21 protein-coding genes, 1 tRNA gene and 1 rRNA gene are annotated in these 25,071 nt (G+C 46.5%); 8 read left to right on the top strand and 15 right to left on the bottom strand.

The window, feature by feature from the left end:
* Positions 1–3 precede the first annotated feature (3 nt).
* The 7 genes from HMPREF1222_RS08980 to xseB all read right to left on the bottom strand — a co-directional run bounded on the left by HMPREF1222_RS08980 (position 4) and on the right by xseB (position 7,801).
* Entirely contained in the window at positions 4–339 is a 336-nt protein-coding gene (locus tag HMPREF1222_RS08980) for a hypothetical protein (protein ID WP_006188932.1), read from the bottom strand.
* On the bottom strand, positions 320–2,293 hold the full coding sequence (locus HMPREF1222_RS08975) for a FapA family protein (RefSeq protein ID WP_016519117.1): 1,974 nt from the start codon (positions 2,291–2,293) through the stop codon (positions 320–322). Before HMPREF1222_RS08975 ends, HMPREF1222_RS08980 begins: the two co-directional genes overlap by 20 nt.
* Before the next feature lie 10 nt (positions 2,294–2,303).
* Positions 2,304–3,092 carry an RNA polymerase sigma factor WhiG gene (whiG, locus tag HMPREF1222_RS08970; protein WP_016519116.1) on the bottom strand — a complete coding sequence of 263 codons (789 nt, stop codon included), beginning with the start codon at positions 3,090–3,092 and terminating at the stop codon, positions 2,304–2,306.
* A gap of 21 nt (positions 3,093–3,113) precedes the next feature.
* A complete protein-coding gene (locus HMPREF1222_RS08965; protein WP_016519115.1) occupies positions 3,114–3,773 on the bottom strand; it encodes a hypothetical protein in 660 nt (219 codons plus the stop codon).
* An 80-nt stretch (positions 3,774–3,853) separates the two neighbouring features.
* Positions 3,854–5,401 carry a helicase HerA-like domain-containing protein gene (locus HMPREF1222_RS08960; protein ID WP_016519114.1) on the bottom strand — a complete coding sequence of 516 codons (1,548 nt, stop codon included), beginning with the start codon at positions 5,399–5,401 and terminating at the stop codon, positions 3,854–3,856.
* Positions 5,402–5,414: 13 nt separating this feature from the next.
* Entirely contained in the window at positions 5,415–7,565 is a 2,151-nt protein-coding gene (gene mutL / locus HMPREF1222_RS08955; RefSeq protein ID WP_016519113.1) for a DNA mismatch repair endonuclease MutL, read from the bottom strand.
* A 2-nt stretch (positions 7,566–7,567) separates the two neighbouring features.
* Positions 7,568–7,801, bottom strand: a complete 234-nt coding sequence (gene xseB / locus HMPREF1222_RS08950; protein WP_006188926.1) for an exodeoxyribonuclease VII small subunit — start codon at positions 7,799–7,801, stop codon at positions 7,568–7,570.
* A 355-nt stretch (positions 7,802–8,156) separates the two neighbouring features.
* Between xseB and HMPREF1222_RS08945 the strand changes: the two genes are divergently transcribed.
* A complete protein-coding gene (locus HMPREF1222_RS08945; protein ID WP_016519112.1) occupies positions 8,157–10,265 on the top strand; it encodes a methyl-accepting chemotaxis protein in 2,109 nt (702 codons plus the stop codon).
* A gap of 38 nt (positions 10,266–10,303) precedes the next feature.
* Here the strand turns inward: HMPREF1222_RS08945 and ruvB are convergent, their stop codons facing one another.
* Positions 10,304–11,356 carry a Holliday junction branch migration DNA helicase RuvB gene (gene ruvB / locus HMPREF1222_RS08940; protein ID WP_006188923.1) on the bottom strand — a complete coding sequence of 351 codons (1,053 nt, stop codon included), beginning with the start codon at positions 11,354–11,356 and terminating at the stop codon, positions 10,304–10,306.
* A gap of 6 nt (positions 11,357–11,362) precedes the next feature.
* Positions 11,363–11,755: a thioesterase family protein gene (locus HMPREF1222_RS08935; protein ID WP_016519111.1), complete on the bottom strand. Its 393-nt coding sequence runs from the start codon at positions 11,753–11,755 to the stop codon at positions 11,363–11,365.
* Between the two features lie 105 nt (positions 11,756–11,860).
* Between HMPREF1222_RS08935 and mnmG the strand changes: the two genes are divergently transcribed.
* Positions 11,861–13,771: a tRNA uridine-5-carboxymethylaminomethyl(34) synthesis enzyme MnmG gene (mnmG, locus tag HMPREF1222_RS08930; protein ID WP_016519110.1), complete on the top strand. Its 1,911-nt coding sequence runs from the start codon at positions 11,861–11,863 to the stop codon at positions 13,769–13,771.
* 84 nt (positions 13,772–13,855) lie between these two features.
* On the opposite strand, the gene HMPREF1222_RS08925 is transcribed toward mnmG, so the two are convergent.
* The 4 genes from HMPREF1222_RS08925 to HMPREF1222_RS08910 form a co-directional block, all read right to left on the bottom strand.
* Complete coding sequence (locus HMPREF1222_RS08925) at positions 13,856–14,758, bottom strand: amidohydrolase family protein (RefSeq protein ID WP_016519109.1); 903 nt, start codon at positions 14,756–14,758, stop codon at positions 13,856–13,858.
* A gap of 217 nt (positions 14,759–14,975) precedes the next feature.
* A complete protein-coding gene (deoC, locus tag HMPREF1222_RS08920) occupies positions 14,976–15,623 on the bottom strand; it encodes a deoxyribose-phosphate aldolase (protein WP_016519108.1) in 648 nt (215 codons plus the stop codon).
* Between the two features lie 50 nt (positions 15,624–15,673).
* Positions 15,674–18,826 carry a tetratricopeptide repeat protein gene (locus HMPREF1222_RS08915; protein WP_038076631.1) on the bottom strand — a complete coding sequence of 1,051 codons (3,153 nt, stop codon included), beginning with the start codon at positions 18,824–18,826 and terminating at the stop codon, positions 15,674–15,676.
* A gap of 17 nt (positions 18,827–18,843) precedes the next feature.
* Positions 18,844–20,343, bottom strand: a complete 1,500-nt coding sequence (locus HMPREF1222_RS08910; protein ID WP_016519106.1) for a LamG-like jellyroll fold domain-containing protein — start codon at positions 20,341–20,343, stop codon at positions 18,844–18,846.
* Between the two features lie 185 nt (positions 20,344–20,528).
* On the opposite strand from HMPREF1222_RS08910, the gene HMPREF1222_RS08905 reads away from it, so the two are divergent.
* The 6 genes from HMPREF1222_RS08905 to HMPREF1222_RS08880 all read left to right on the top strand — a co-directional run bounded on the left by HMPREF1222_RS08905 (position 20,529) and on the right by HMPREF1222_RS08880 (position 22,997).
* Positions 20,529–20,846 carry a PadR family transcriptional regulator gene (locus HMPREF1222_RS08905; protein WP_006188913.1) on the top strand — a complete coding sequence of 106 codons (318 nt, stop codon included), beginning with the start codon at positions 20,529–20,531 and terminating at the stop codon, positions 20,844–20,846.
* The gene (locus tag HMPREF1222_RS08900) at positions 20,843–21,382 is read left to right on the top strand and encodes a DUF1700 domain-containing protein (RefSeq protein WP_016519105.1); all 540 of its coding nucleotides are present in this window, start codon (positions 20,843–20,845) and stop codon (positions 21,380–21,382) included. The genes HMPREF1222_RS08905 and HMPREF1222_RS08900 overlap by 4 nt, the downstream gene beginning before the upstream one ends.
* A gap of 72 nt (positions 21,383–21,454) precedes the next feature.
* A complete protein-coding gene (locus HMPREF1222_RS08895; protein WP_006188911.1) occupies positions 21,455–21,694 on the top strand; it encodes a PspC domain-containing protein in 240 nt (79 codons plus the stop codon).
* A gap of 34 nt (positions 21,695–21,728) precedes the next feature.
* Positions 21,729–21,926 (top strand): hypothetical protein, encoded by a 198-nt coding sequence (locus HMPREF1222_RS08890; protein WP_016519104.1) that lies wholly within the window; start codon positions 21,729–21,731, stop codon positions 21,924–21,926.
* Positions 21,927–21,935: 9 nt separating this feature from the next.
* A complete protein-coding gene (locus tag HMPREF1222_RS08885) occupies positions 21,936–22,844 on the top strand; it encodes a DUF4097 family beta strand repeat-containing protein (RefSeq protein WP_016519103.1) in 909 nt (302 codons plus the stop codon).
* An 81-nt stretch (positions 22,845–22,925) separates the two neighbouring features.
* Positions 22,926–22,997 (top strand) — tRNA-Glu (locus tag HMPREF1222_RS08880).
* A gap of 64 nt (positions 22,998–23,061) precedes the next feature.
* Here HMPREF1222_RS08880 and HMPREF1222_RS08875 read toward each other — a convergent pair.
* Positions 23,062–24,804, bottom strand: a complete 1,743-nt coding sequence (locus tag HMPREF1222_RS08875) for a tetratricopeptide repeat protein (protein WP_016519102.1) — start codon at positions 24,802–24,804, stop codon at positions 23,062–23,064.
* Positions 24,805–24,844: 40 nt separating this feature from the next.
* Positions 24,845–24,959: ribosomal RNA gene (gene rrf, locus HMPREF1222_RS08870) — 5S ribosomal RNA — on the bottom strand.
* Positions 24,960–25,071 lie beyond the last annotated feature (112 nt).

Below are 25,071 nucleotides of genomic sequence, written 5' to 3'. Positions count from 1 at the left end.
CTGTTATCCTGAAATATCGATTTTTTTTCCAAGGGAGGGGTCTTGAATATAATATGATTTTTCTTCTATAGGATGGCTGTCATTTTCTTGTTGTTGAGAAGCGTTGTCAAATGCTCCTCCTGCCGAACCGTTTGAACCGTCTTTATTTATCGCAGTTTTTTCAGCTCCCGAAGCTTCTGTCCGTTGTACCGTTTGTTGACGTCGCGCGGCGTCTTCCTTATTGGCTTGTTGACTGTTTTCAAATTCTGCCGCAAAAGTTTGCCGTGCGTCGCCTTGAAGTTTTCCGACTTTATCGAGTTGAGTATAGAGTGTCTGTAAATCAATCGGTTGAATACCCACTGGGCGTCCTTTTTACGTCTTCATCATTGGTATAGTCTTCATAAGGACCATATCGCACAAGACCGTTTTGCAAAAAGAATGTTGTTGCTTTACAATCAACCCGCACATCTTCGATAATATCTTTAATAACAATCCGGACACCGGTATAAATATTTCCGGAAACCGAAACGCGGCCATCCGTTTTAAGCGCAGCAAGGTAATCCCGTATCCGTTCTATTTCGTTCCGCAGTTCTTTAATTTCCGTTTCACTGATATACCGCAGCTCTTTTTTCTTTTTAAGCAATGCTTCTTTTTCTTCGGAAAGCTCTTTGAGAATCTTTTTTTGGCCTTCGAGCGATTTTACATCCAATTTTAAGGCAGTGAGATTTTTTTCGGCGGCAAGCAGATTTTTCTCTAATATGACCAACCGTTCTTTACTGCGCGGATCGAAGCCGACGCTGATAACCGTATCGGAACCGCCTGCAGGGCTGCCGAGGTTTCGGGCATATACACCTTCGCATGCGGTTACTTGACTGCCGATGATATCAGCGCGTTTTCCGCGGCAAATAACTTTGTGGTTTGCAATGATCTTTGAGTTCAAAATACCGTCCGATACGATAACCATATCTCCTGCTTCTACCAACTCGATATTTTGGATAAATTTAGACCATATCGACTTACCGGCTCGGATATGCCCGCCTTCTTTTCCGGCAATACCCTGACTAACGACGATATCTCCTTCCGCATCCAGCGATGCTTTCCCGACCGTGCCTTTTACCTCGATGTTGCCTGCAGCCTTAACGGCAAACCCGTCGTCAACATTGCCTTTGACGTATACCGTACCAAGGAACGTAATATTGCCGGTTTTGATCGACACATTGCCTTCAATCGTCATAATCGGTTCAACATTGATCTTATTCTTTATCAGCAGCACTTGTCCTTTTGTCTCTGCAACAACAGTCAAATTATCCTCTGCCAACCGGGTGTTTTTTCCCAATGGGATGGCAATATCTTTACCGGGCGCCGCCGGCAAGTATTTTCCGGTAACGGTTCTCCCGCTCTTTCCTTCCTCGGCAGGGACTTTTTGCGCAAGCGGCTGTCCTTCAATAACATTTTGAATAAGGTTGAGTTCTTTAAAGTTAATTTGCCCGCTCGTATTTTCTTTGAGGCGAAGCTGCGTATTATCGGTTTCAAAATTGAAGAGGATCTTAGCATCGGCGCCTTTTTGCGGTGCAGTTCCTTCCGCAATCAGATAATTCTCGCGGTATACGGGACTGTCTTGGAATTGCTTAACTCTTTTTTCGTTCACACCTGAAATAACGCGGTTATTGGATAAGAATGTGATAATCATATCCGCCGAAACGTCAGCGCCGCCCGGCATCGGGGGTGATACAAAGAGATACGCCTTCATTTCATCATCGCTGATTTCGACGGACATCAGCGCATCATTACCGGGCAGATATTCGTAATGCCCGATTCTGACGTACTCATCGGCACATTCCTTGACAATCGGCCGTAAAATTTCATCCGGCGGAATAGCAAGATTTCTGTCGCGTATTTTTTCCACAACATCGGCAAGGGCTATTTTTCTACCGCTACCGGTGGGCGGCGTAACTTTAAGGAATACACCGTCCGGAGCACAGAATACGTACGCGGCTCCGTCTTTATTGATATTCTCTTCTGCTTGCTCTTCAGCGCTTATGCCTGCTGCGGTTTCCGATTCGGCATTGGGTTTATGTATTTTGTGTACTTCGTAGGCGCGGATTTTCCACTCTTTAGGGTTTAAAACAAAAAACCCGGAAGCACCCTTTTGTAAAATTTCATAATCTATAAGTGAGCGGCGTAAGCCGAGCTCTACAGCGGCATTGTCGATAGCTTCTTCGAGGGTTTGCCCGGTAACTTCAACAAAAAAACGGGAGGAATCTTTTTCGTACTGTTCCTTCATTTGCTCCCGAATTTGTTCAAAATGTATCATAGCAACGCTCCTAACGGATACCCTTACGAATATTGCTTAATTTTGCTTTAAGTTTTAAATTCGCGCTGGTGTGGATCTGAGACACCCGTGATTCGGTTACCTCTAATACCTTTCCGATTTCCCGTAATGTCATATCTTCATAGTAATACATGATGAGCACTTTTTTTTCTCTGTCGGGGAGTTCATTAATCGCATCTACGATAATCCGTTTCATCTCTTCCCGTTCTACAATAACATCGGGATTAAGTGAGGTAGGAGCTTCAATGCTGTCGGCAACGGGTGTCTGCTCGGAATCATCCGCCCCAAAGCGCAAATCGGTAAGAGAAATAATGCTGGTGCCTGAAATTTTTAACAGAACTTGATGAAATTCTTCTACACTCATACCGAGCGCTTCGGCAATTTCAGAATCGGTTGCGGCGTGTCCCAGCCGCGCTTCCAAATCCGCTATTACTTCTTCAATTTCACGGGATTGCTGACGTACCGAGCGGGGCACCCAATCGATTGAACGCAGCTCATCGAAAATAGCTCCGCGTATACGGGTAACCGCATAGGTGTTGAATTTTACATTTTTTTCGGGATCGTATTTATCGATTGCGTCCAGAAGCCCGAACACGCCGTAGCCGACTAAATCGTCAAACTCGACATTATTGGGCATTCCGACGGCGACCTTACCGGCAACATATTTTACAAGCGGTGCGTATTTTATAATAAAAAATTCACGGAGCTGCGGGTCTTGGGTATGTTTGTATTCGAGCCAAAGCTCGTCTTCCGCTCTCGTATCTAACCTGTCATTTCCCATATTATATCAACACCCGCCCTTTTAATCCTCAGTTGCTAGAACCGTTCTGATTGCCTGAGCCATTACTTTGCTATCGGCACCGCCGGTCTGAATACCGCTCATCGTAAAACCGCTGCTATCAGCTTGTATGCCGTCATCGACAGTTTCTTCAAAATCATCATCATCATCTATAAACGAACCCATATTGGGTAAATCCGATAAGCTGCTATCACCTGTACTGCCTTCATCAAAGGAAAGAGGAGAGGACGCCGAAAAGTCAGTATTTTCGGATGTAGTGCCGGCGCCGGAGAAATCTGAGACAGGAGCGGTAGAAACAGCCTCTGTACTTTGAGTTTCTACCTGCGGCTTTGCTGCATTCGGCATGCCATCGGGTTCAGCATTATCGCCCGCCGTTATCGGCGATGCTACGAGGCCGTCGTCAAGGGTAATATTAATATTTGCCCCGGAGGAAATATCTGCCGTATCAACAACAGTTTCCGATGGAGCTGGCGGAGCAAAGAGGTCGGGAATGAATCGCTCCAAAATAATCCGCGCGCATAACACAAAGCTTCCGGCTCCTACGCCGGCAATAAGCCCCCGTCCCAAAATACTTAAAAACCGTACTCCGCTTATCAGTCCGATAAGCATAGATAAAACGCATGTTGCACCGGCGATGATTAGGGGAGCTTTTAGCTTCAACACGGACAAACCTCCACTTCACTAGCTTATGCGAATTTCTATCTCTCGTCAAGGTATTGCCGGAAATTCTCCGGGAAAACGCATCAGCGCAGCATTTTTTTAATGGAACCGAACACACCGCGGGTAATTTCCCGCCCTACCGAACGGGTGATGCTGTCAACTAAAATTCTTCCCAATCGGTCTGCAGTGCTTTGATTTTTCCGTTTTGCGGTTTCTTCCAGTCTTAATTTTGCAGCCTCAGCCCTTGCTTTGGCATTTTCGGCCCGCATGAGCGCGGCTTCTTCTTTTGCCTTTGCTGCGTTTTCTTTTGCAAGCTGTTTTTCTTCGGCTTGACGCGCCGCAGCTTCCGTTTGTTCGGTAAATTGCCGCGTAAGGATTTCGTATGCGGATTCCCGATCAATGGGATCTTTATATTTATATAAAAGGGGAGATTCTTCGACAAGGGCTTTTATTTTTGCATCATCGATTGTACCTATTTTACTATGAGGCGGCGCTATCATAATCCGCTGCGTTACCGCTGGGCTGCCGTCCTGCTGCAAAACGGAAACGAGGGCTTCGCCGGTTTTAAGCTGCGTGATAACTTGAGCGGTATCGAACGCAGGATTGATGCGGAATGTTTCGGCGGCAAGACGTATGGATTTGGCATCCTTAGGGGTAAATGCCCTCAACGCATGTTGAATCTTATTTCCCAATTGACCGAGGATGTTTTCCGGAATGTCGGACGGATTTTGAGTAACGAAAAAGACCGCGACACCCTTCGAGCGGATTAGGCGCATAATTTGTTCGATTTTCTGGAGCAGTATCTTTGAACCGTTATCAAACAGTAAGTGAGCTTCGTCAAAGAAGAACACGATTTTCGGTTTTTCGGCATCGCCTATTTCGGGGAGATTTTCGTAAAGCTCGGATAAGAACCACAGCAAAAAAGTTGCATACAGATTGGGCTTTTGGTACAGTTTGACGGCATTTAATACATTGATATATCCCCGCCCGTCAGAGGTTTGCTTGAAAAAATCGTTGATGTCTAAAGCCGGTTCGCCGAAAAAGTTATCCGCCCCTTCATTTTCGAGCGTTAAGAGATTCCGTTGGATTGCCCCAATCGAAGTGTCGGAAATATTACCGTATTTTAATTTCAAGTCCTGCTTATTTTCACCGATATAATGGAGCATTGCTTTAAGATCCTTTAAATCCAAAAGCAATAGCCCGTCCTCATCCGCGACACGAAACGCGATATTCAATACGCCGGTTTGCACTTCGTTAAGGTCTAAAAGGCGCGAAAGCAACAGCGGCCCCATTTCGGAAATTGTGGTGCGTATGGGGTGTCCCGTTTCTTGCAAGATACTCCACATCCGTACGGGATAACTTTTAAATTCAAAGTTTGAAATATGTAAGAGACTGAGCCGTTCTTGCAGTTTGACGCTCGATTCGCCTTTTTCGGCAAAACCGCATAGGTCGCCTTTCACATCCGGTAAAAACACCGGCACGCCTAAATCGCTGAATGCTTCAGCAATTACTTTGAGCGTAACGGTCTTTCCGGTACCGGTTGCCCCCGTAATAAGTCCGTGTCTATTCGCCCTCATCGGTAAAAGTTCAACCGCAGTTTCGCCGCGGCCTAAAAAAATTGTTTCGTTCATAATGCTTCCTTATTTATGTCCGCTTAACCCGTTTAAAGAGTTCTTCGCGGGTGAGTATTATCCAGATCGGGCGGCCGTGCGGGCAGATCGGTTCGGGCAGTTCAAAGGCCTGCGCGGCGATGCGCTGCTGGGTTACGGGATCGAGAATTGCGTGATCCTTGCAGGCGGAGCGACAGGCGGCCGAGGCTAAAATCTGATAGAGGATATCCCCGGCATTTTTACGGACACCGGTAATATCGCGGATAAGATCCCGTTCCGTACCTGTCCACCGTGCGGGGACGGCGGTTACCTGCCAGACGCCTGCGCCTTCATCGGAAAGAGCGAACCCCGCCTTGCACAGCAGCTCCCGATGCTTCCTGATAAACGAATCGTCTTCTTCCGATGCGGTGATAATCCGATAGGGGATTAGCAGCTCCTGTACGCCGCCGGTATTGTGCTTGAGCTGATCGAAAATAATCCGCTCGTGGGCGGCATGTTGGTCGATTAAATACAGCGCATCGTGTTTTTCTACGGCGATAAATGTTCCGGCGACTTGTCCGAGCAGCTTAAAATCCGCAGGCGGAATATCCGGCGGCGGCTGCATATACGGCGCCTCATCCGTGTATGAGCTGCCCACAGCCGCAGGCGGCGGAATGATGTGCCCGCCCGCCGTGTACGATACCGCCGCTGCCGCCACAATTTGGCGGACTGCGCTTCCGTACCCGTCCGGCAATACACCGGTATTTTCTTGCGGGATTTCGTACCTGTTCTTGACCCGGTCTGAAGGCGGCTGATAATTTCCGTTAACTGCCCTGTGTTTTTGCGCGAGGGATTCGGCGTACAGCCTGTTTTGTTCGCTCCATACGGAATACGGCGCGGCATCCTGCCCGCCGGCTTGTCCGGCATTGGGGCGGGAAGAGATATCTCCGATAGTGCCTGCCTGTCCATCTGTTCCGCTCGCCCGGCCGGTATCGGAGTGCAAAGAACCGCCGTTCCGGAAATCGAAAGGCCGTGTAAGGCCGGGATCGTATTTTTCTTTTAAGAGGCTTGCAACGGTGTGCTGCCGGTAAAATGAGCCGACGGCGCTGCTGACGGCGTGGTGAATTGCGCTGTAATCTTGAAAGCGCGCTTCTTTTTTGGCCGGATGAATGTTAAAGTCCACGCGCGACGGGGCAACCGTTAAAAATAAAAACGCAACGGGATGCCCGCCGTTCGGAAAGTACCCTTCGCTGCCGTACTCGACGGCTTGAGTCAGCCCGAACTCGGTGATACGCCTGCCGTTGACAAACACCAGTATTGCACGCTTGTCGCTGCGGACAACATCGGAACTGCCGAGCACGATGCGGAATGAAAAATGCTCTCCGCTTCCTTCAATTTCAAAAAAGAGCGCTTCCGGTTCTTTAAACGAGAAAGCCGCGAGACAGCGTTCCCGCAAAGATTTTGCCGGGGGCAGCAGGAAGCGGAGTTCGCCGTCCGCGATAAAGCGCATCTCGGTTTGATAGTGGGGGAGCGCTTTGTCGAAGAAGATAGTTCGGCACAGCGCCGTTTCTGCAGCAGCCCGCTTTAAGAACTGCTTGCGGGCGGGAAAGTTTTCAAAAAGGTTTTCTACCAGCACCACCGTACCGGCAGGTAAGCGCGCCGGCTGTATTTTTCCCAGCTGCAGCTTCCATGCGGCGGGGCCGTCCCGCGTCGAGGTGATTTCCAAATCACTGACTGCTTTAATGGAAGAAAGCGCTTCCCCTCGGAAGCCGAGACTATGCAGGGAGAGCAAGTCTTCCGCTGTAGAAATTTTGCTGGTGGTGTGAGTGTCCGTGCAGATGGCGAGGTCTTCCCTGCTCATGCCGCAGCCGTTATCCGTAACCCTGATACGTTCGATGCCGCCGCCTGCGATTTCTACCTGTATCTTTGACGCGCCGGCGTCGAGTGCATTGTCTAACAGCTCGCGGATAACGGCTGCGGGGCGGTCGACAACTTCCCCTGCCGCAATCTTCCGTGCCGTTTCCGGATCGAGCGCTTTTACCGGCTTGTAAACATCGACAGAATTGGCGGACGGAATCGCCGTGTGCTTTAGTTCACCGGTCTGAGAAACGCCACCAGGCGCGGATATGTCCGGCTGAGCCGCCGCTGCCGTGTCAATATGAGAAGATGTTTGGGATATTTCAGGTGATTGAGGTGTGCTATCCATTGCTATATGTCATCAGTGGAAAAGAGTTCCAGTTCAGGCTTATCCTGCGGCTGCACCGGCTGATTCATCAAAATCTGTACCTTGCTTTCTATTTTATCAATGTCTTTTTCCAATGTTTTGGCGAGCTTAATACCTTCTTCAAAAGCGGCAAGCGCCTCTTCCAACGGAAGATCCGCACTTTTGATCTTTTCGCTGATTTCTTCAAGACGGGCTAGCCGCTCTTCAAACTTTTTCATACGCTGTGCTCCTGATCCATGCTCCATGCGGGGATGGATGCCGAAAACGTACCCAACTTTCAAGCCCCCCTGCCGGAATATACTGCAGCAATAATAGCATAAAAAATCCATCAAAGTCGACGGCGATATTCGATTTGCCGAAAAAAGAGGATAAGGTTAATTTTGCAATCCGCTAGACACCATCGTATAAAAGGTCTATCGTATATAGTGCTGAAAAGCACAAAACTCTAAAAGTGTGGCGCCGTTGAGCAATCGAAAAAAATTATAGAGAACCTCTAAAAACGTTTGTTTTTTAGCGATGCTCGATACTTTGTTCAAAAAGGCGATACCATGCAAGAAAAGAAAAGGATTGTGTATGTGTGCATCAAAAGTAAACAAACGGTTCTCGCTCAGAAGAAAGCTCGTCCTTATTTTCGGACTTTTAATCGCTGTTGCATTAACTATCGAAGGGGTTCTCGCAATTTATACGGCGCGTAAAGCGGTTTCGGAAAAAATTGAAGCCCATCTAACCGACAAAGCAGCTGATGTCGCCGTCATCATCGATGGAAAAATAATAGCACTCTTTCAATTTATCGAAGGCGTCTCCCGTATGCCTTCTTTGAGGGACAATACGCTTTCTTTCCGGCAAAAAGCCCAAATGCTCGTCACCGAAGCAAAAAATAATGGGACGATAAAAACTTTCGCCGTATGCAGCCTACAGGGGAATAGCTACGATACCGACGGTAACGAAGTTTATCTCGGCGACAGAGATTGGTTTTTAGCGGCGGCAAAAGGCTCCAATTTCATTGCGGAACCTCGAATTGCCCGCCAACTCAACACACTCCAGATTATTTTTGCCGTGCCTATTAGAGGTGATAACCAAGAGGTTACCAGCGTATTGTGTGCAACCGTACCGGCTGAGTTTTTATCGGAACAAATCGGTGATATAGTCATCGGTCAAACGGGACACTGCTATATTATCGGAAAAACCGGTACTATAATTGCAGATAAAGATATTTCTTTAGTTCAAGAACAATTCAACGCCATCGAGGAAGCTAAACAAAACAGCGAATATGACACGGTGGCGGCATTTATGCAGCATGTTTTAGATGATGACCAAAACAAAATCGGATATTACACCTATAAGGGCGTCCGCTATATTGCCAGTGCTTCACCCATCGGCCTATCAGGTTGGTCGGTCATTATCAGAGCGCCGGTAGAAGAATTTATGGGAACATTGGATAGGCTGCAAATGATCATGGGCATTATAGCGACGCTCAGCCTTATTGGAGCGTTGATTATCGTGTATTTCATTGCACGCAATATTATAAAGCCGATCGGCAAAGTTGTGTCGGCGCTGCAAAATATTGCCCAAGGCGAAGGCGACCTAACAGTACGCTTACCGATAGACGGAAACGACGAAATTACCGATATGTCCGAATATTTTAACAAAACCATTGAAAAGATCGGCATGGCAATCAAAACCGTCGGAGAAAACAGCACGAGCATGAAAGCCACCGGCAATGAGCTTGCCGCCAATATGACCGAAACGGCAAGCGCCGTTAATCAAATCAGCGCAAACATCGACGGACTAAAACAGCAAGCGCTGACACAAGCGGCGAGTGTTACCGAAACCGCCTCCACTATTGAAGAAATTGTCCGTACCATTAAACAGCTGAATTCCAGCATTGAAACACAGGTGGCAAGCGTTGCGCAATCCTCCGCTTCTGTTGAGCAGATGGTTGCAAATATTGCTTCTATCGGACAAACACTCAGAAAGACCGATGTAGTTATAAAAGATTTAACATCGGCGACGAACGACGGCAAAACGACGTTGGTAACTTCAAATGCCGTAACCCAAAAGATTGCGGAAGAGTCGGGCTCGCTTATGGAAGCGTCGAGTGTTATTCAGCACATTGCTTCGCAAACAAACCTGTTAGCGATGAATGCCGCAATAGAAGCAGCCCATGCGGGGGAAGCAGGAAAAGGCTTTGCCGTAGTTGCCGATGAAATCCGCAAGCTTGCAGAGGATTCTGCAATGCAGGGGAAAAACATTACTACAACCTTAAAAATGCTAAGCACCGAAATCGAAACGCTTTCATCGTCCTCTAAAACAGTGGAAGGAAAATTTAACGCAATATTCAACCTTGCCGAACAGGTAAAAACAATGAGCGACACGTTAACCGCAGCGATGAAAGAGCAAGAAAACGGCAGTAAAGAAATACTTACCGCTATTAAGAACATCAATTCGGTAACGACGGAAGTACAAGCCGGTTCGGAAGAAATGCTGAAAGGCGGAGAAGGCGTCGCGGAAGAAATGTACAAGTTGGACAATCTTACCCGAGTCATTACCGACAGTATGAACGAAATGGCTTCCGGCGCAGAAGAAATCAACAATGCAATTCAAGAAGTAAACGGAATTAGTCAGCAAAATAAACAGAGCATCGAGAATTTGGCAAAAGAAGTAGGAACGTTTAAGGTATAGAGCTCTACTACAGTATCTGCGGCGGGCGGCGGCGCTTCTTACTCTTGTTCAAAGAGGCTGCCTGTCTGCGCTGCAGCCGCCGGAATTTTAAGACCGAGATGGGCGTATGCTTTTTCCGTAACCATACGCCCGCGCGGGGTACGCTGCAGCAGTCCCGTTTGAATAAGGTAGGGTTCGTAGTAGTCTTCCAGCGTATCCTGCGATTCCCCGATGGAAATCGCAAGCGTTTCCGCGCCGACCGGCCCCCCTCCGTAGTTTTCGATAATGGAACGGAGTATCTGCCGGTCATAATTTTCCAAACCGAGCCGGTCGATATGCAGCCTTTCCAGCCCCTGCGCGACGGTTACTTCGCGGACGGTATCGCTGCCTTCGATAAACGCAAAATCCCGCATCCGCCTAAGCAGCCGGTTGGCCACACGCGGCGTTCCGCGGGAGCAGCGGGCAAGCGCAATGGCCGCCTTTTTTTCAATATTGATTTTAAGAATATCGGCGGAACGCATGATAATCGACGCAAGCTCTTCGTCGCTGTAAAATTCAAAACGCTGCACAATACCGAACCGGCTGATAAGCGGACTGGACACCATTCCCGCGCGGGTAGTTGCACCGATCAGCGTAAACGGCGGCAGCGGAATACGGACAGTACGCGCTCCCGGCCCCTGCCCGATAATCCAGTCAAGCTCGTAATCTTCCATAGCGATATAGAGCATCTCTTCGATAGCGGGTTTTAACCGGTGAATTTCGTCGATAAAGAATACGCTCCGTTCGGAAAGCGTCGTCAAAATACCGGCCAAGTCCTTAGGCTTATCGAGGGCAGGGGCTCCGGTAATCTTACACTCGACACCGAGCTCTTGCGCGGTAATTTGCGCGAGGGTTGTCTTTCCCAGCCCCGGAGGCCCAATCAAAAAGAGGTGATCGAGGCTTTCTCCCCTACTCCGCGCCGCTTGGATAAAAACCGACAAGTTTTCTTTGATATTTTGCTGCCCCTGAAAATCCCGCAAGAGCTGCGGGCGAAGCGCGCGGTCTTTTTCGTCTCCCGCGTGCCTTTCCCCGCGCACAATGCCGAATTCGTCTATTTCGTTATCTTGATACATTTCGCTTTACGCGTTTTTCTTTTTATTTACTTTTTCCATAAAGCGACCGACGTCGATAATTGCTCGTTCATGGATACCGCTGCCGATCACACCGTGCTCATCGCGCGCCTCAACCGTAAATGTAAGAAATTTCCCATTCGCGTTGATTTCTACCAATTCGGTATGAATAAAAACCTTCATCCCTTCGGGGGTTGCATCCAAGTGCCGTACATCGACATGAATGCCGACCGTAGCCTTTCCTTCATCCAAATACGACATCACGCTGCGCGTTGCCGTATCTTCCATTCGGGCAATCATAGTCGGTGTTGCAAATACCTCCACCGTTCCGCTGCCTACCGCAGTTGCGAGCATCTCTTTTGTAACGACAAAAGAACAATCTCCTTTAATTCCAACTTCCATAATTATCTTCCTTATTGATGCAATTGTCTTGCATTTTACATAGTTATAGCCGAAAATCTAAATATATGCCAGACAAACCGCCCCCTTTTCGGTATAATGTCCGCTATGAATTTTCGTTATTCGGATTATGACGTGATTGTCGTAGGCGGGGGGCACGCGGGCATCGAAGCCTCGCTCGCCGCCGCACGGCTGGGGGCACACACCCTTCTTATTACACAAACGGTTGACACCATCGGCAGAATGTCCTGTAATCCCTCGATTGGGGGTGTTTCCAAGGGCAATATCGTACGGGAAATAGATGCTCTCGGCGGCGAAATGGGAAAACTCGCCGATGCCTGCATGATTCAGTACCGCCTGCTCAACAAAAGCCGCGGGCCGGCAGTGCAATCTCCCCGCATTCAAGCGGATAAATTCTTATATGCGCAGACAGCGCAGTATACCCTCGAAAAAGAAAAAAATCTCCATATTTATCAGGATACGGTTGTCGATGTGATTTCTTCGCAAACTGCGGAAAGCGGAGTTGTGGAAAACGGCAGCGTACAAGCCGTGTTGACGGCGCGCGGCAGGACGATTTCCGCACGGGCTGTGGTGCTCACCACCGGAACTTTTATGGAAGGGAAAATATACATCGGCGAATTTGAAGCTGAAGAAGGCCGCCTCGGCGAAAAAGCGGCAATAGGGCTCGGCACAGCCCTTGCACGCAAGGGCTTCACGATGGGCAGGCTCAAAACCGGCACTCCCTGTCGTGTGCTGCGGAAATCCGTCGACCTCTCCGTGCTGGAAATACAGGAGGCGGACGCGGTGATGCGCCCGTTCTCATTCGACACGGCGGAAATATTCCGCCCGTCGGCGGTGTGCTACGTCTGCTACACGAACGAGCATACCCACGAGGTTATCAGGCAAAACTTCCACCGCTCGCCGCTTTTTTCGGGAAAAATCCACGCGACGGGCGCGCGCTACTGTCCCTCCATCGAAGATAAGGTACGGAAATTCCCCGAACGCACGCGACATCAGCTGTATATCGAACCGGAGGGGTTGATGAGCGATGAGCTTTACATCAACGGCTTTTCGTCTTCGCTGCCTGAGGATGTGCAGGATCAAATGCTCCGTACCCTCACCGGTTTTGCCGACGCCGTAATTACCCGCCCCGCTTATGCAGTCGACTACGCGGTAATCTCTCCACTCCAGCTTGGGCCGGATTTACAAACCCGCCGGATAGCGGGGCTTTTTACCGCGGGGCAGATCAATGGAACGTCCGGCTATGAAGAAGCGGGCGGACAAGGGCTCATCGCCGGCATTAACGCGGCGCTGTACTCCCGTGCCTGCAGCACACAGCCGCAACCCGGCACACGGCCGGCAGCCTACGAGCCGTTCACGCTCCGTCGCGACGAAGCCTACATCGGCGTTATGATAGACGACCTTATCACGCAGGGGGTTGACGAACCGTACCGGATGTTCACCGCCCGCGCCGAATACCGGCTCAAGCTCCGGCACGATACCGCCGACGAGCGGCTCACCGAGCGGGCATTCCGCATCGGCTTGCAAAAACAGAGCTCTTTTACCCGCTTGCAGGAAAAACTGGCGCAGCGCGGCGAACTTATCAAACACTGGCGGGAGCGGAAAATCACCGGCAGCCTCGCAGAAGCGGAACCGGCGCTGCAGTGTCATCTCGGTAAGTCCTTCGCCGATGCGCTGCACGATCCACTCATTTCGCTTGAGCTGATTTGCCGCTGCGATCCCGAAAGCACCCGGTATTCCGATGCCATTAAGACCGCGGCGGAACTCGAAATCCGCTATGAGCATTACATCATTGCGCAGGATAAACGAATCGATAAAATGAAGAAGATGGAAACAAGCCGCATACCGGCAAACTTTAACTACGATGCCGTTTCAGGGCTTTCGACGGAATCGCTAGCGCGATTAAAAAAGGTGATGCCCGCGACGATCGGACAAGCAAGCAGAATCCCCGGAATCCGGCCTTCCGATATAATGGTGTTGATGGTTGCAATTAAATGAAAAACACCGCCATACTTTTAACGGCAGCGGTATCCGGTACGGTGAAATCAATATTCGACATAGAGGAATACAGGAGTGTACCGTTTAGCCGCGGACAGCCATCAGCATTTCAGCGTCGGCATCCGTAATCAGCCCGCATTTCAGCATATCATAGAGCTGATCGCTGTTTGTTTTACCGAAGAACAACAGATCATCGGTGCCGAGTCCTATCGGAATTCCCGCATCGATCATCTTTTTGATAGGATGCTCTTTTAGGCTCGGAACCGCACTCAGCATAACATTGCTCATCGGGCAAACATTACAGCGTATCTTTCTGTCGGCTAAAAATTTCAGTACGGAATCATCGGAAGCCGCACCGATCCCGTGCTGCACTTCATCCAAATCAAAAAGTTCGACAAATTTACGGACGGATTGTGCATCCGAAAATTCTCCGACATGCGCTTTCTTTTTTATATTGTGCTTTTCGGCCAATTTAAAGATATAGGCAAAATCTTCAATTCCTTCAAAAACCTCAGGGCCATATAAATCGACATTATTGAAGACCTTGCTTTCAAAAAGAGGATAGACCCACGTGCGGATAAAATCGCGGTCAAGCGTTTTCGGAATACCGACTTCAGGCCGTATCTCAATCTCTTTTTTATATTTTGCTACCAATTCAGAAATATCTGACAAAAACTTATCAAGGTTGTTATCGTAATGTTTTAGAAAGTTTATATCGATTGAGGTTTCCAGCCACACAACATTATCGGCAATTGCATCCTGTATAGACATTTCAAAGAGATCTTTTACATCCTTTGCCGTTTTGCAGCGCGGGCGCGTATAAGAGCCGATTACTTCGTGCATTTCGTCGAGGCCTGTCATTTTGCGGGGAAAATTCGGAATAGCCACACCTGCCCAATGCTTGTAGCGTTCATACTTCATGCTCAAGTTAAGATGATTATGCATATCCGATTTTGGTCGAGATCTTAAATACTCAATATCTTTCATTCTAAAACCCTTTTTGTGCCTCTTTGATATACGTCAGGCATATTCCGACACCCTTATTATCGGTAAATATCGGTAAATCTTGAATGCCCCACTGTATAATGGGATTATACAATAGAAGGTGCCGTAACGTCATCCGGCAATCACCGTTGAGAAAATACAGGAGCTATATAACAACCGACGTGTTAAATAGCCCGCTTGCTTTTAATTTTCGGTGTACCTACCCCTTAATTATTTTAATACCGCTACTGGTGCCTATTCGTGAGCAACCTGCTTCAATATATTTAAGCGCATCTTCGCGGGTGCGGATACCGCCCGACGCCTTAATCTTTGTACCTTTTTTGAGGTATTTTTTAAATAATGCAATATCTTCAAGCGATGCCCCGCGAGAGCCGTAACCGGTAGACGTTTTAATAAAGTCTGCTCCGGCCTGTTCAACTGCAGCGCAGACATTTGCAATATCCTTTTCGGACAAATAACAGGTTTCTACGATGACCTTTAAGTGTGCATTATTTGCATGACAGATCGATGCGAGCCGTGCAATTTCTTTTTCAACATATTCGGTATTACCTTCCAGTAATTTTCCGATATTGATCACCATATCGATTTCATTGGCGCCGTCCTTTATGGCTTGCTCCGTTTCGGCACACTTTACCGAGGTGGTTTGTGTCCCGAACGGGAAACCGATAACACTGCATGTCATCACATCGGAATCGGCAAGTTCCTTTTTTACCAGCGCGACATTGCAAGGATTCACGCAAACCGAAGCAAAATGATATTCCTTCGCTTCTTTACATAATGCGGTAATTTCCGATTCTACAGCATTCGGTTTTAATAAGGTATGGTCGATATACTTATTCAATTCCATTTTTTTCTCCTAAAATCCCAGACGCCTATTTGGCCTCTTTTTCACTTTTATTACAGATCAGGCAGAACCGAAGACATATTTGCCATCAATTGTTCCAGTTCCTGCCTCACCCTTGTTCCCAATTCTTGATCCGGCAGGGCAATACTTAAATCGCGTAAATAACTCAGCAATTTAAACACCGCCGCATCATTATATGGGGGCTGCGCACTCACAACACTACACGCCTGTTGAATAAGATTGGCGCGTTCTTTAAGTCCCAATTCACCCGACAACCGCGCAATGATATAGTAGATTTGTATTCTTTCGCTGCTATTCAGGAAAATATCAAGCTCTTCCTGCGGCAGATAGGCGAATAAATCACGCAAGTATAAGAACAACTGTGCAAGCTGTTCAGGATCGGTTGTATTAAGATACTGTTCAAGCGAAGAAGAATCTTTAACCTGATGTTTTGCATGACACCATAAGAGGTTTTGCTGTTCCTGATCAAGAACAAAAGGCTCTTGACTATCACGGGGTTCTGCTTCGTCTTCAATTTCTACATCATCGAATGACAACTCTCCGTCATCGGTATCACCTGTTTTTCCGGTATCACTTGTTTTTCCGGTATCGCCCGTTTCCGTGTTATCGTCATCATTGGATTTGGGAGAAGCGCTTACCGTTTCAGTATCTGCAAGAGGTTTATCTTCATTTATAATCTCGACACCCAGAAAGTCATCGATTGCGGGCTCAGCTTCTTTATTTCGCCCGGCAGCAAGTATGGCATCTTCCTGTGTTTCGATAACTTGCACGCCTTCTTCGCTCGGTATTGATACGGGTTCCTCGCTTGGTATCGATTCGTCCGCTCCGCTCTGCATATCCCCGTTATCTTCATCCGGCATCTCCGGTTCATCCGTTGTCAGCACCTCATGAGGAGCTTCTTGCGGGCTGACCATTTGAAGCGGCACTTTTCGGCTTAAGTTTTCGGCAATTCTTTCGGCCAACAACTCCACGGCCTGTGCATACCAATTCTCATCAAGCTGCTTATCGATATCCGAAATAATATCCTGCAAGAACCCCATCGTTGTGCCGTAGGTATTCAATATCTTTAAGCGTTCCTGTATTGCCTCATCTTTAAGGAGATCCCGGCGTTTATGCAGCGCTTCTACATTTTTTTGGGAAATGCCGCCTATACCGATAGCAGCATTATTTGTAGCATTTTCGGGATTAAGATAAAGTTCTTCAATAGGAGAAGAAAAGGCCGGACTTCCGGCCGTACCGGATTGCATAACCGGCAAGTTGTTTCTTGTTTGGGGCGTGGAATCGGCCGTACTTCCTGCTGCCGGAGACATTCCCGCCATGCCGAAATTCCCGCCGGAACCGGTTGCAGAGGATAGAGGTGCGGAATTGTCATAGCGAGGAAATGCAGGCTGTCCGGATGTACCGGATTGAGCATTCCCGCTCAGCTGCATACCGCCGATAGAAACATCGTCGTCTTCCTCCGGAGGTAGTTCCTTAATCTCTTCCGTCCCTTCAATGAGCATTTCAAAAGGGAGTTCCCGTTCGGATTGGGATATATCCCGTAATGATGGAATACTTCTATCCGGTTCCGGATTTAGTTCAGTCGGTGAAATATAAAGATATGAATCGTCGGGTTTTAATTGTTCAAGATTTTTGGTCAGCAGCGGATCGGCAATATACCTTTCAGCAGCCTGCTCATAGAGATCGAGCGATGCTGCCATGTCTTGCTCATGTTCCCCTATTTCAAAACCGCTTTGCATATTGAGAATTTCACTTGCAGTTTTTAAAGCCTCAAGCGTGTCTCCTCTCTTTTGAAACAATCTCGAAAGAGCCGAGCGGGCTTCAATAGCATCGGGTTTTAATTCAAGTACCTTTTGATAATCTTGATATGCGGCCTGCGGATTATTCAATAATTCTTCGGTTCTTCCTAATGCCATCAATGCGGAAATATCGGTCGGCCTTTGCTTTAAAAAGAGGTTAAGCTGTTCCTTTGCTTCTTCATATTTATGTGCTAATAGATATTGCTCTGCAAGTTCTTGGCGGAACTCTATTGCTGCCGGTGCTATTTTTAATATCTGTTTAAATGTTTCTTCGGCTTGTTCCGATTCGCCGGTAAGGGCATAAAGCTGCCCACGTAGTTTCAGCGCGCTAAGGCTGTTGCTATGCTCCGCATCCAATCGTCCGAAAATCTCATACGCCTTAGCATAGTCCTTCGCATACATGCACATTTGGATAGCTTTAAGCCGCAATGCATGATTATCGGCATTTACCGGAGCGGTTTCTGCAGCGAGCAGTATCGGCAGCGCTTCATTATACTGCTGTTTATTTTCCAATAGCCGAGTCAGCGCAAGGGCGGCAGGAGCAAAGCCGAAATCTATCGCTAAAGCATCATAGTAATATTGTTCCGCTTCTTGCAGCAGCCGTTTTTTTTCAAAGAGATACCCGAGTTCGGTATATATCGGTGCATTCTCTCCGGTTACCCGCAACAGCGAACGATACGTATCCAGCGCGTCGTCAAGTTTATCCAACTGTAAATAGGCAGCGGCAATACCCGACAAAACTTCGCCCCATGCAGGGTTAATACGGAGTGCCGAATTGTAGTATACAATAGCTTCTTCATACCGTTTTTCTTGCCGTAACAATCCGGCAAGATGAAAATTCAAATAAGGATGATTTGGGTCTACCCGTAAACCTTGTTTATATACTTCAATTGCCTTATCCGTATCCCCTGTCAGAACATAAAGATTACCAAGTCGATCATAGGCGTGGGCATGGTCGGGTTTTACTTCTATTGCACGGGAAAAATAGTCGGCAGCCTCATCATAGTTGCCCATCCTTTTATAGGTCTTTGCAATATTGTACAGTATTTCATCGGTATCACCGCCTATATCTTCTGCTTTTTTTAATATCTCAAGAGCAGCGTCATAGCGCCCTAAATGCCGATAAATACGCCCAAGGCTCAACATCAAATCAACATTATCGGGTTCGCGTTCATATAAACGAAGATAGGCTGCTAATGACCGTTCAAGATCTCCCTCATCTCCATAGATGCGCGCCAATAAACTTTCAATTTTGGTCTTATCATGCGGCAATATATCAGGATGCTTTTTGAGCACATTAGTCAACAACTGTTCGGCATATTCAAAGTCCTGAGTAATTAAAGCTGAATTTGCACGCTCAAAGATAAAATCAAGTGACTCCGACATAGTTCCTCTATAAACCGCTATTCCTTCCGCGGCCTTGCCCATACTTCTTGAGAAAAGGAACCCACCCGTATACCTTCTTCATCATCATACGCTGCAACTGCAAAAAAATAAATTTTGCCGTTATCCAAATTCGGTACACGATAGGAAAGTACCTTGCCTACATTAAGCGGCGATCCTGCCGAAAAATATTCTCCCCGGCGCTCCCCATAATATACCATATAACCTTTTACATCAAAATCAATCGACGGTGTCCATGACAGTTCGATACTGCCATCCCTCGGCGCTGCAAATAAGCGGGCCGGCGGCAGCGGTTCGGAATCTTTTTCGTATTCAAAGCTGATGGAATGCACAACCGGTGTTTTTTGTCCTTCAGCATCCGGATAGAGATTTCCCGCTATTTGAAAGAATCTCCCCTGCATTCCCGTAATAGCTTGGCCGCTGCGGACAGGCTTCCACGCCGGCTCCGTATCCGTCCAAGAATAGCGGTTTTCGCCGGAGCGGACAAAAAACACCGCCTCCGTTTGGATTGGAGTATCTGCAGAAATAGTAAGCTTCTTTGCCTGCGACATCGAACCGCCTGAATCGATAATAAGGGATTCAAAGCGGCCGCCGTTAAGGTGATAGCGGTCAAATAACGCAGCTTGTTCGGCAAAGGTCGGCGGTTCAAAAAAACGCTTGGTTATCTTCATTTCGTCAAGCAGTCCCGAATAGTGCACACCGATTGAAAGATCGGCGGCATGTCCCAGCCTTGATAATAAAACGGCATCGCCTTCCCGTCCGTTTTCGGTAACATAAACGATATTTTCCGTATGTCCGTTCATGCGGTATTCCAAAAGGCCTATCTCTTCATTGTATGTAATCAAATGATGCGACCATTGAGAAGGAATTAAATTAGTACGTCCCTTCAACTGAATAGAAATACCGTTATTATATTTATCCTGCCAAATATTAAAAAAGTCCCATTGCAACTTATTTTGAAGAATTTGAGCAATGATATGTTGATCGGTTAGGCGATCTCGTTCAAAATATGCGGAATACCATTGAAGAATGACGCTGCCGCTTTCGGTAACCGACGGCGCTATCCAAAACTCTATCGTAAACGAACCGGCGGAACCTTCGCCTGCAAAAAAAGAACCTTTTTGCGGTTTTAAAATTAAACCGGCCGTTTTTACATGAGGGCTGCACATTGCCGCCCCTACGCCGAGCTTTGCCTGTTCGGCTCCTGCGAAGCGCATTGTTGACGATACAACCGTATATGAACTTGTCTCTTCTATAATAGAGGGAGAATCAAAGTTAAGATAGAGATCGGTTTCCTGCGTTATCTTGGGAGCACTGCTGCTCAGTGAAATACCGGGATTCCCGTATTTTCCCGGGCACATCTGTATATTCTCAGTATATTGCAGCATTCCCCAGCCCTGTTTTCCGCCTAATTCAAATACCGCATCACCGGTAAAAGCAGCGGCAAGGACGCACGAGAAAAAAAATAACACTGCAAAAATTTTTTTTATACACATCATCGCTTTTAATTATCGGCTGAAAGTATATATCATTTAAGAAAGTTTTAATAGGCTGGCAAGAAAACACACTTGCAGGCATTATATCATACTTGACAATATATTATATAGTGTATAATATTATACACGTTACAGGTTGATACAGCCTTGTTTGTGCGTCTTTAAAAATATGAACTCAGGAGGTAAAAGTGCTTTTTTCAATTAACTCAGGATTGCTTGAAGCCTGCGTGCTTGCCATCTTGAGTAATGAAGATTCCTACGGCTATAAGTTAACACAGGATGTAAAGGATGTAATGTCCATCTCTGAATCGACACTCTATCCGGTATTAAAACGGCTGCAAACTGCGGGCTTTTTAGAAACCTATGACATGCCCATTGATGGACGCAATAGAAAATATTATCGTATAACAACTGCCGGGAAACGGCAGCAAAGCTTATACTGCGATGAATGGAAATCATACAAGGAATTAATCGAAAAGATTTTTAAAGGAGCACAGCGTTCATGACCCGTAAAGAATTTATGGCCGAGCTGGCTGTACGGCTGCATCGGCTGCCGCAAGAAGATTTACAGGCGGCATTGCAATATTACGAAGAGTATTTTGACGAAGCAGGCAGTCAAAATGAACAAGCTGTTATAAACGAACTAAAAAGTCCCGCACATCTTGCCTCAAAGATTTTATCGGATTATGCCGTAAAAGAAGCGAAAAAAGCCCGTGCATCTACAAAAAGCGGGTGGCGCGCTTTTTGGTTTACCATACTGGCGATTTGTGCAGCACCCGTCGCAGTACCGCTGATTATCGCATCGGTAGTCATTATTATAGCGCTCGGATTTGCAGGATTTGCGGTTGTCTTTGCCTTGGTGATTGCAGCAGGAGCTGTTTTTATTAAAGGTATCGGCAGCTTGTTCTTAGGTTCCGCTTCCGCGTTATTGCTTTTCGGCAGCGCATTAATTCTCGTAGGTTTTGCATTGCTGATCTTTCACGGTATCAGCGCATTAATTGCCGGTATTGGGACTCATATTAAGAATAAGTCAGATAGATGACATCTAAAGAAAACCTCTAAAAACTCAGGCGAATTTTTAGAAGCTCTCAAAACAACATTTTGGAGGATTATTATGGAAAAAAAGCTTTATCGAAGCCAAAACGATAAAAAACTCTGCGGTGTATGCGGCGGTATTGCCGAATACTTTGACATCGACCCAACCGTCATCCGGTTGTTGTGGATTCTCGCGACCCTTTTCTTCGGCAGCGGTATTCTCTGCTATATCATCTGTGCATTAGTCATGCCGGTAAAAAAAGAGGAACCGCTCGAATATGAATATGTCCGGAAAGATGAAGGCGACACGGAACAATAAGGGGAGCGTATTAAGTGTATTATAGGAGGAACAAATGCTGACACTCATTGTTTTATGTATTTTGTTTACAATATTCGGAATAGAGGGATTAATCTTTACCGTTGCAGGCGGCTTACTGAAGCTTTCATTTAAACTGCTCACCTTCGGCATTCTGCTGCTCATCGTTATTTTATGCGGTATTCCCCTTTTAATAGCAGGCTTATTTTTCGGCGGCTTGGCATTCTTATTTTAGGAGCGCCTGATGAAAAAAAGAATAACAGCAGCTTTTTTGATTATTGGAATTGGCGGTATACTCGTCATTATCGGAATGATGATGGGCGGAAGCGTTAAAAAAGCTTTTTATAAATCAGACTATGAGGAGTGGAACATGGATGACAAGCATACAAATATGGTGCAGCCGGCAGATATACATGAAGTACAGCTCACCTCGAACGATTCCGTTTTAAAACAGCTTAAAGCGGATATTTCTTATGTTACGCTGCGGATTGAACCGCACAATAAACAATCCGTTGCCTACAGCATCACGAATAACACCAAAAGGGTCGATGCGTCCGTGCAAGTTGAGGGAAATGTTTTGACGGTTAGCACAAAAAAGAACCGCAATTGGAATTGGTTTTTGGGATGGCATCGGGATGAAATAGGGCGCTCTAAAACGGTTATCACGGTAAAGATACCTCAAAATACGCTCTTCGATACCGTTGACATCAATACGGGAGCGGCATCGCTGACGCTTGACGGATTTACCGCCACTCAACGATTTATACTGAATACCGGCGCCGGCGAGGTCAATATCAACAATATTACCGCATCAAATGTGAACATTAAAACAGGAGTAGGAGAAACCGTGTTCCGAAATTGCAGTTTTACGGATACCGAGATGCACACGGGAGTCGGTGAAACCGTTTTTGACGGAAAGATATTTCAGAATCTTGAAATTCATGCAGGAATCGGTGAAATAGATATGCGCATCAACGGAAAAAAGGACGACTATGCAATTGATATAACCTCCGGCATCGGTTCAGTTTCGGTAAACGGCGCGAGCGGAAGCGGACTAATGGGTAATATCGTTAAAGAAAACCAGCGTACTGCTTTACATACTATTGAAGTTAAAGCCGGTATAGGGGAAGTCAATATCAATTTTACCGAATAACAACAGTTTTAGATTCCTACTTGACAATAAGATGCTTTTTCGGTATAAATATATTCCGTTGTTATGCAACAGAATTGTGATGTCTCCTTCGTCTAGTGGTTAGGACATCGGGTTTTCATCCCGACAACAGGGGTTCAATTCCCCTAGGAGATGGCAAAGCCTAAAATAAACTTAACGGTTTATTTTAGGCTTTTTTATTTCTTCTGTCTTCAAAATTTTACTGGAGTCTTTCCAATTTTTCGGCGAGTTGCAAATAAGTTTTATTATAAGGGTCAAGTGCAATAACTTGCTGTAAATAATAGTATGCTTTGCGATAATCTTTATGCTCAAAATACCATCCGTATAAGGCAAACAGCGTTAGCGAACTGCGCGGATCAGCTAAAAGACTCGAGCGCAAAAGCGCGAGCTTCTCTTCATCATTAGATTCAAGCAGCGATTGATAATAAATTAAAACCGACTTCAAAGCTGAACGGGCATCGGCAAGATGGCGGTTAATAACTTGCCTAAGAATGCCGTATCTTTTCGCCCCGTAAAGAGCCTGCAAATATAATGTAATAATTTCGTCGGACGGCTTATTTTGGGCGGCGTTATATGCAGCTCGCGCCGTATCCACCGCCGCTTCCCAGTTATTCATTCCGGCACAAACACGGGCATAGAGTACGACATCTTCTTCAGAAGGATTATTATCATACAAATATTGTGCACGCTCAAAGGCGCTTTCCCATCGTTTTTCCGCTATATCATCCTTTACCAAAAGGCGGATTGCAAGAATATTACGAGGATTTTGCTTTAATAGCGCTTCAATAAAATCGTTAGTGTTTTTCCCGTTAACGGTATTTTTTGTTTCAAAGCAAAAATTCGCACAAGCCAGCATAACTTCTGAATCTCCCGGATACAAAGTTACAGCTTTTTCCAAACATTGTTTTGCTTCAGTAACATTTTTGCTCCATTCGAGTAAAACGCGTCCACGCAGTAAAAGATAATCTTTATCAACCCTATTTTGTTTAGCAAATTCATCAAGCAAGGCATTAGCAGTTAAATACTCTTTCTTCACAATATGGAGACGAACACGCAAAAAGAATGGACGCCCAAAATCATTACCCGTTTTAAGCAGTGCATAAACAATCTCTTCTGCTTTTTCTAAATCACCTTTTTCAAGATACGTTTCCGCAAGCAGCAACTGAATTGCTGCCGCATTAGGATAACGGCTATATAGTTTTTCAGCAATTTCATACGCTATATCATTATTATTGTTCCGGAGCGCCAAATAAGCCAAGCGCATACCGGCGGGATAGCAGCTTTCATCTTGTCCCCATGCCATTCGATAGGAAGCTTCCGCATCAGAAAGTCTACCCTGCTGCTCATACAAAAGCCCCAAAAGATAAGGAGGCAAGACAGATAAAGAATTAAAATTTCTCGCAGCAAATAAACGCTTTTCCAGTGCATCAGCATATTCCGTTACATTTATTCCGCGTGTTAAGATAATCGCAGGAATAACGGCATCAAAGAATGTATTAAGCCCCAGTTTTTGAGGATAAACACCTTTTTCAATCTGAGCCAATGCATCGAGAGAAGGATCACTCTGCTGATAACTCGGTACATTCCAATCGACAAGTTCAAGCGGGTATACGAGACGCATCAAGCGTGCAGCCAGTGTCAATTGAAATTGCTTCTCCACAGTAAAGCCTTGCGATGCGGAATACACACGGTTTACAGCTCTCCGGATGCTCTCAGGAGAAGCGATCTCCATATCAGCCTGTACCTGCGAATCCGTGCGGCTTAATGCAAGCTGCGCAGCAGAAGGTAACGGTAAAATAGTAGCAGTTAGAGACTGGTCAGAGGTATCGGTAGTATTAACACGGCCTTTAACCGTAGTACATGAAAAACAGGTAAACAGAAGAGAAAAAAACAACAAATATAATATGAAATACTTTGAGATAGGGCGAAGAACCATAATCATCAATACCTACCTTATACCCTCTCATAAGAGGATAAAAAAAGCCCGGCAGCTACCTACTTTCCCACTCTGAAAGAGCAGTATCATCGGCGTAATGAGAGCTTGACTTCCGTGTTCGGGATGGGAACGGGTATGACCTCTCCACTATGGCCACCGGGCAATAAAAGACGAAACAAAAGGAACGAAATTTATTAAATAAGTGGGAAGCGCTTTATTATATTAAGTACGTTAAGCGTGTGGAAAGAAAGAACAGTAAAGGAGATAAAGAAG

This window comes from Treponema vincentii F0403 (assembly GCF_000412995.1).
Classification (GTDB): Bacteria; Spirochaetota; Spirochaetia; order Treponematales; family Treponemataceae; genus Treponema; species Treponema vincentii.
The sequence above is the reverse complement of the archived record's forward strand: the minus strand, read 5'-3'. Positions and strand labels throughout refer to the sequence as shown.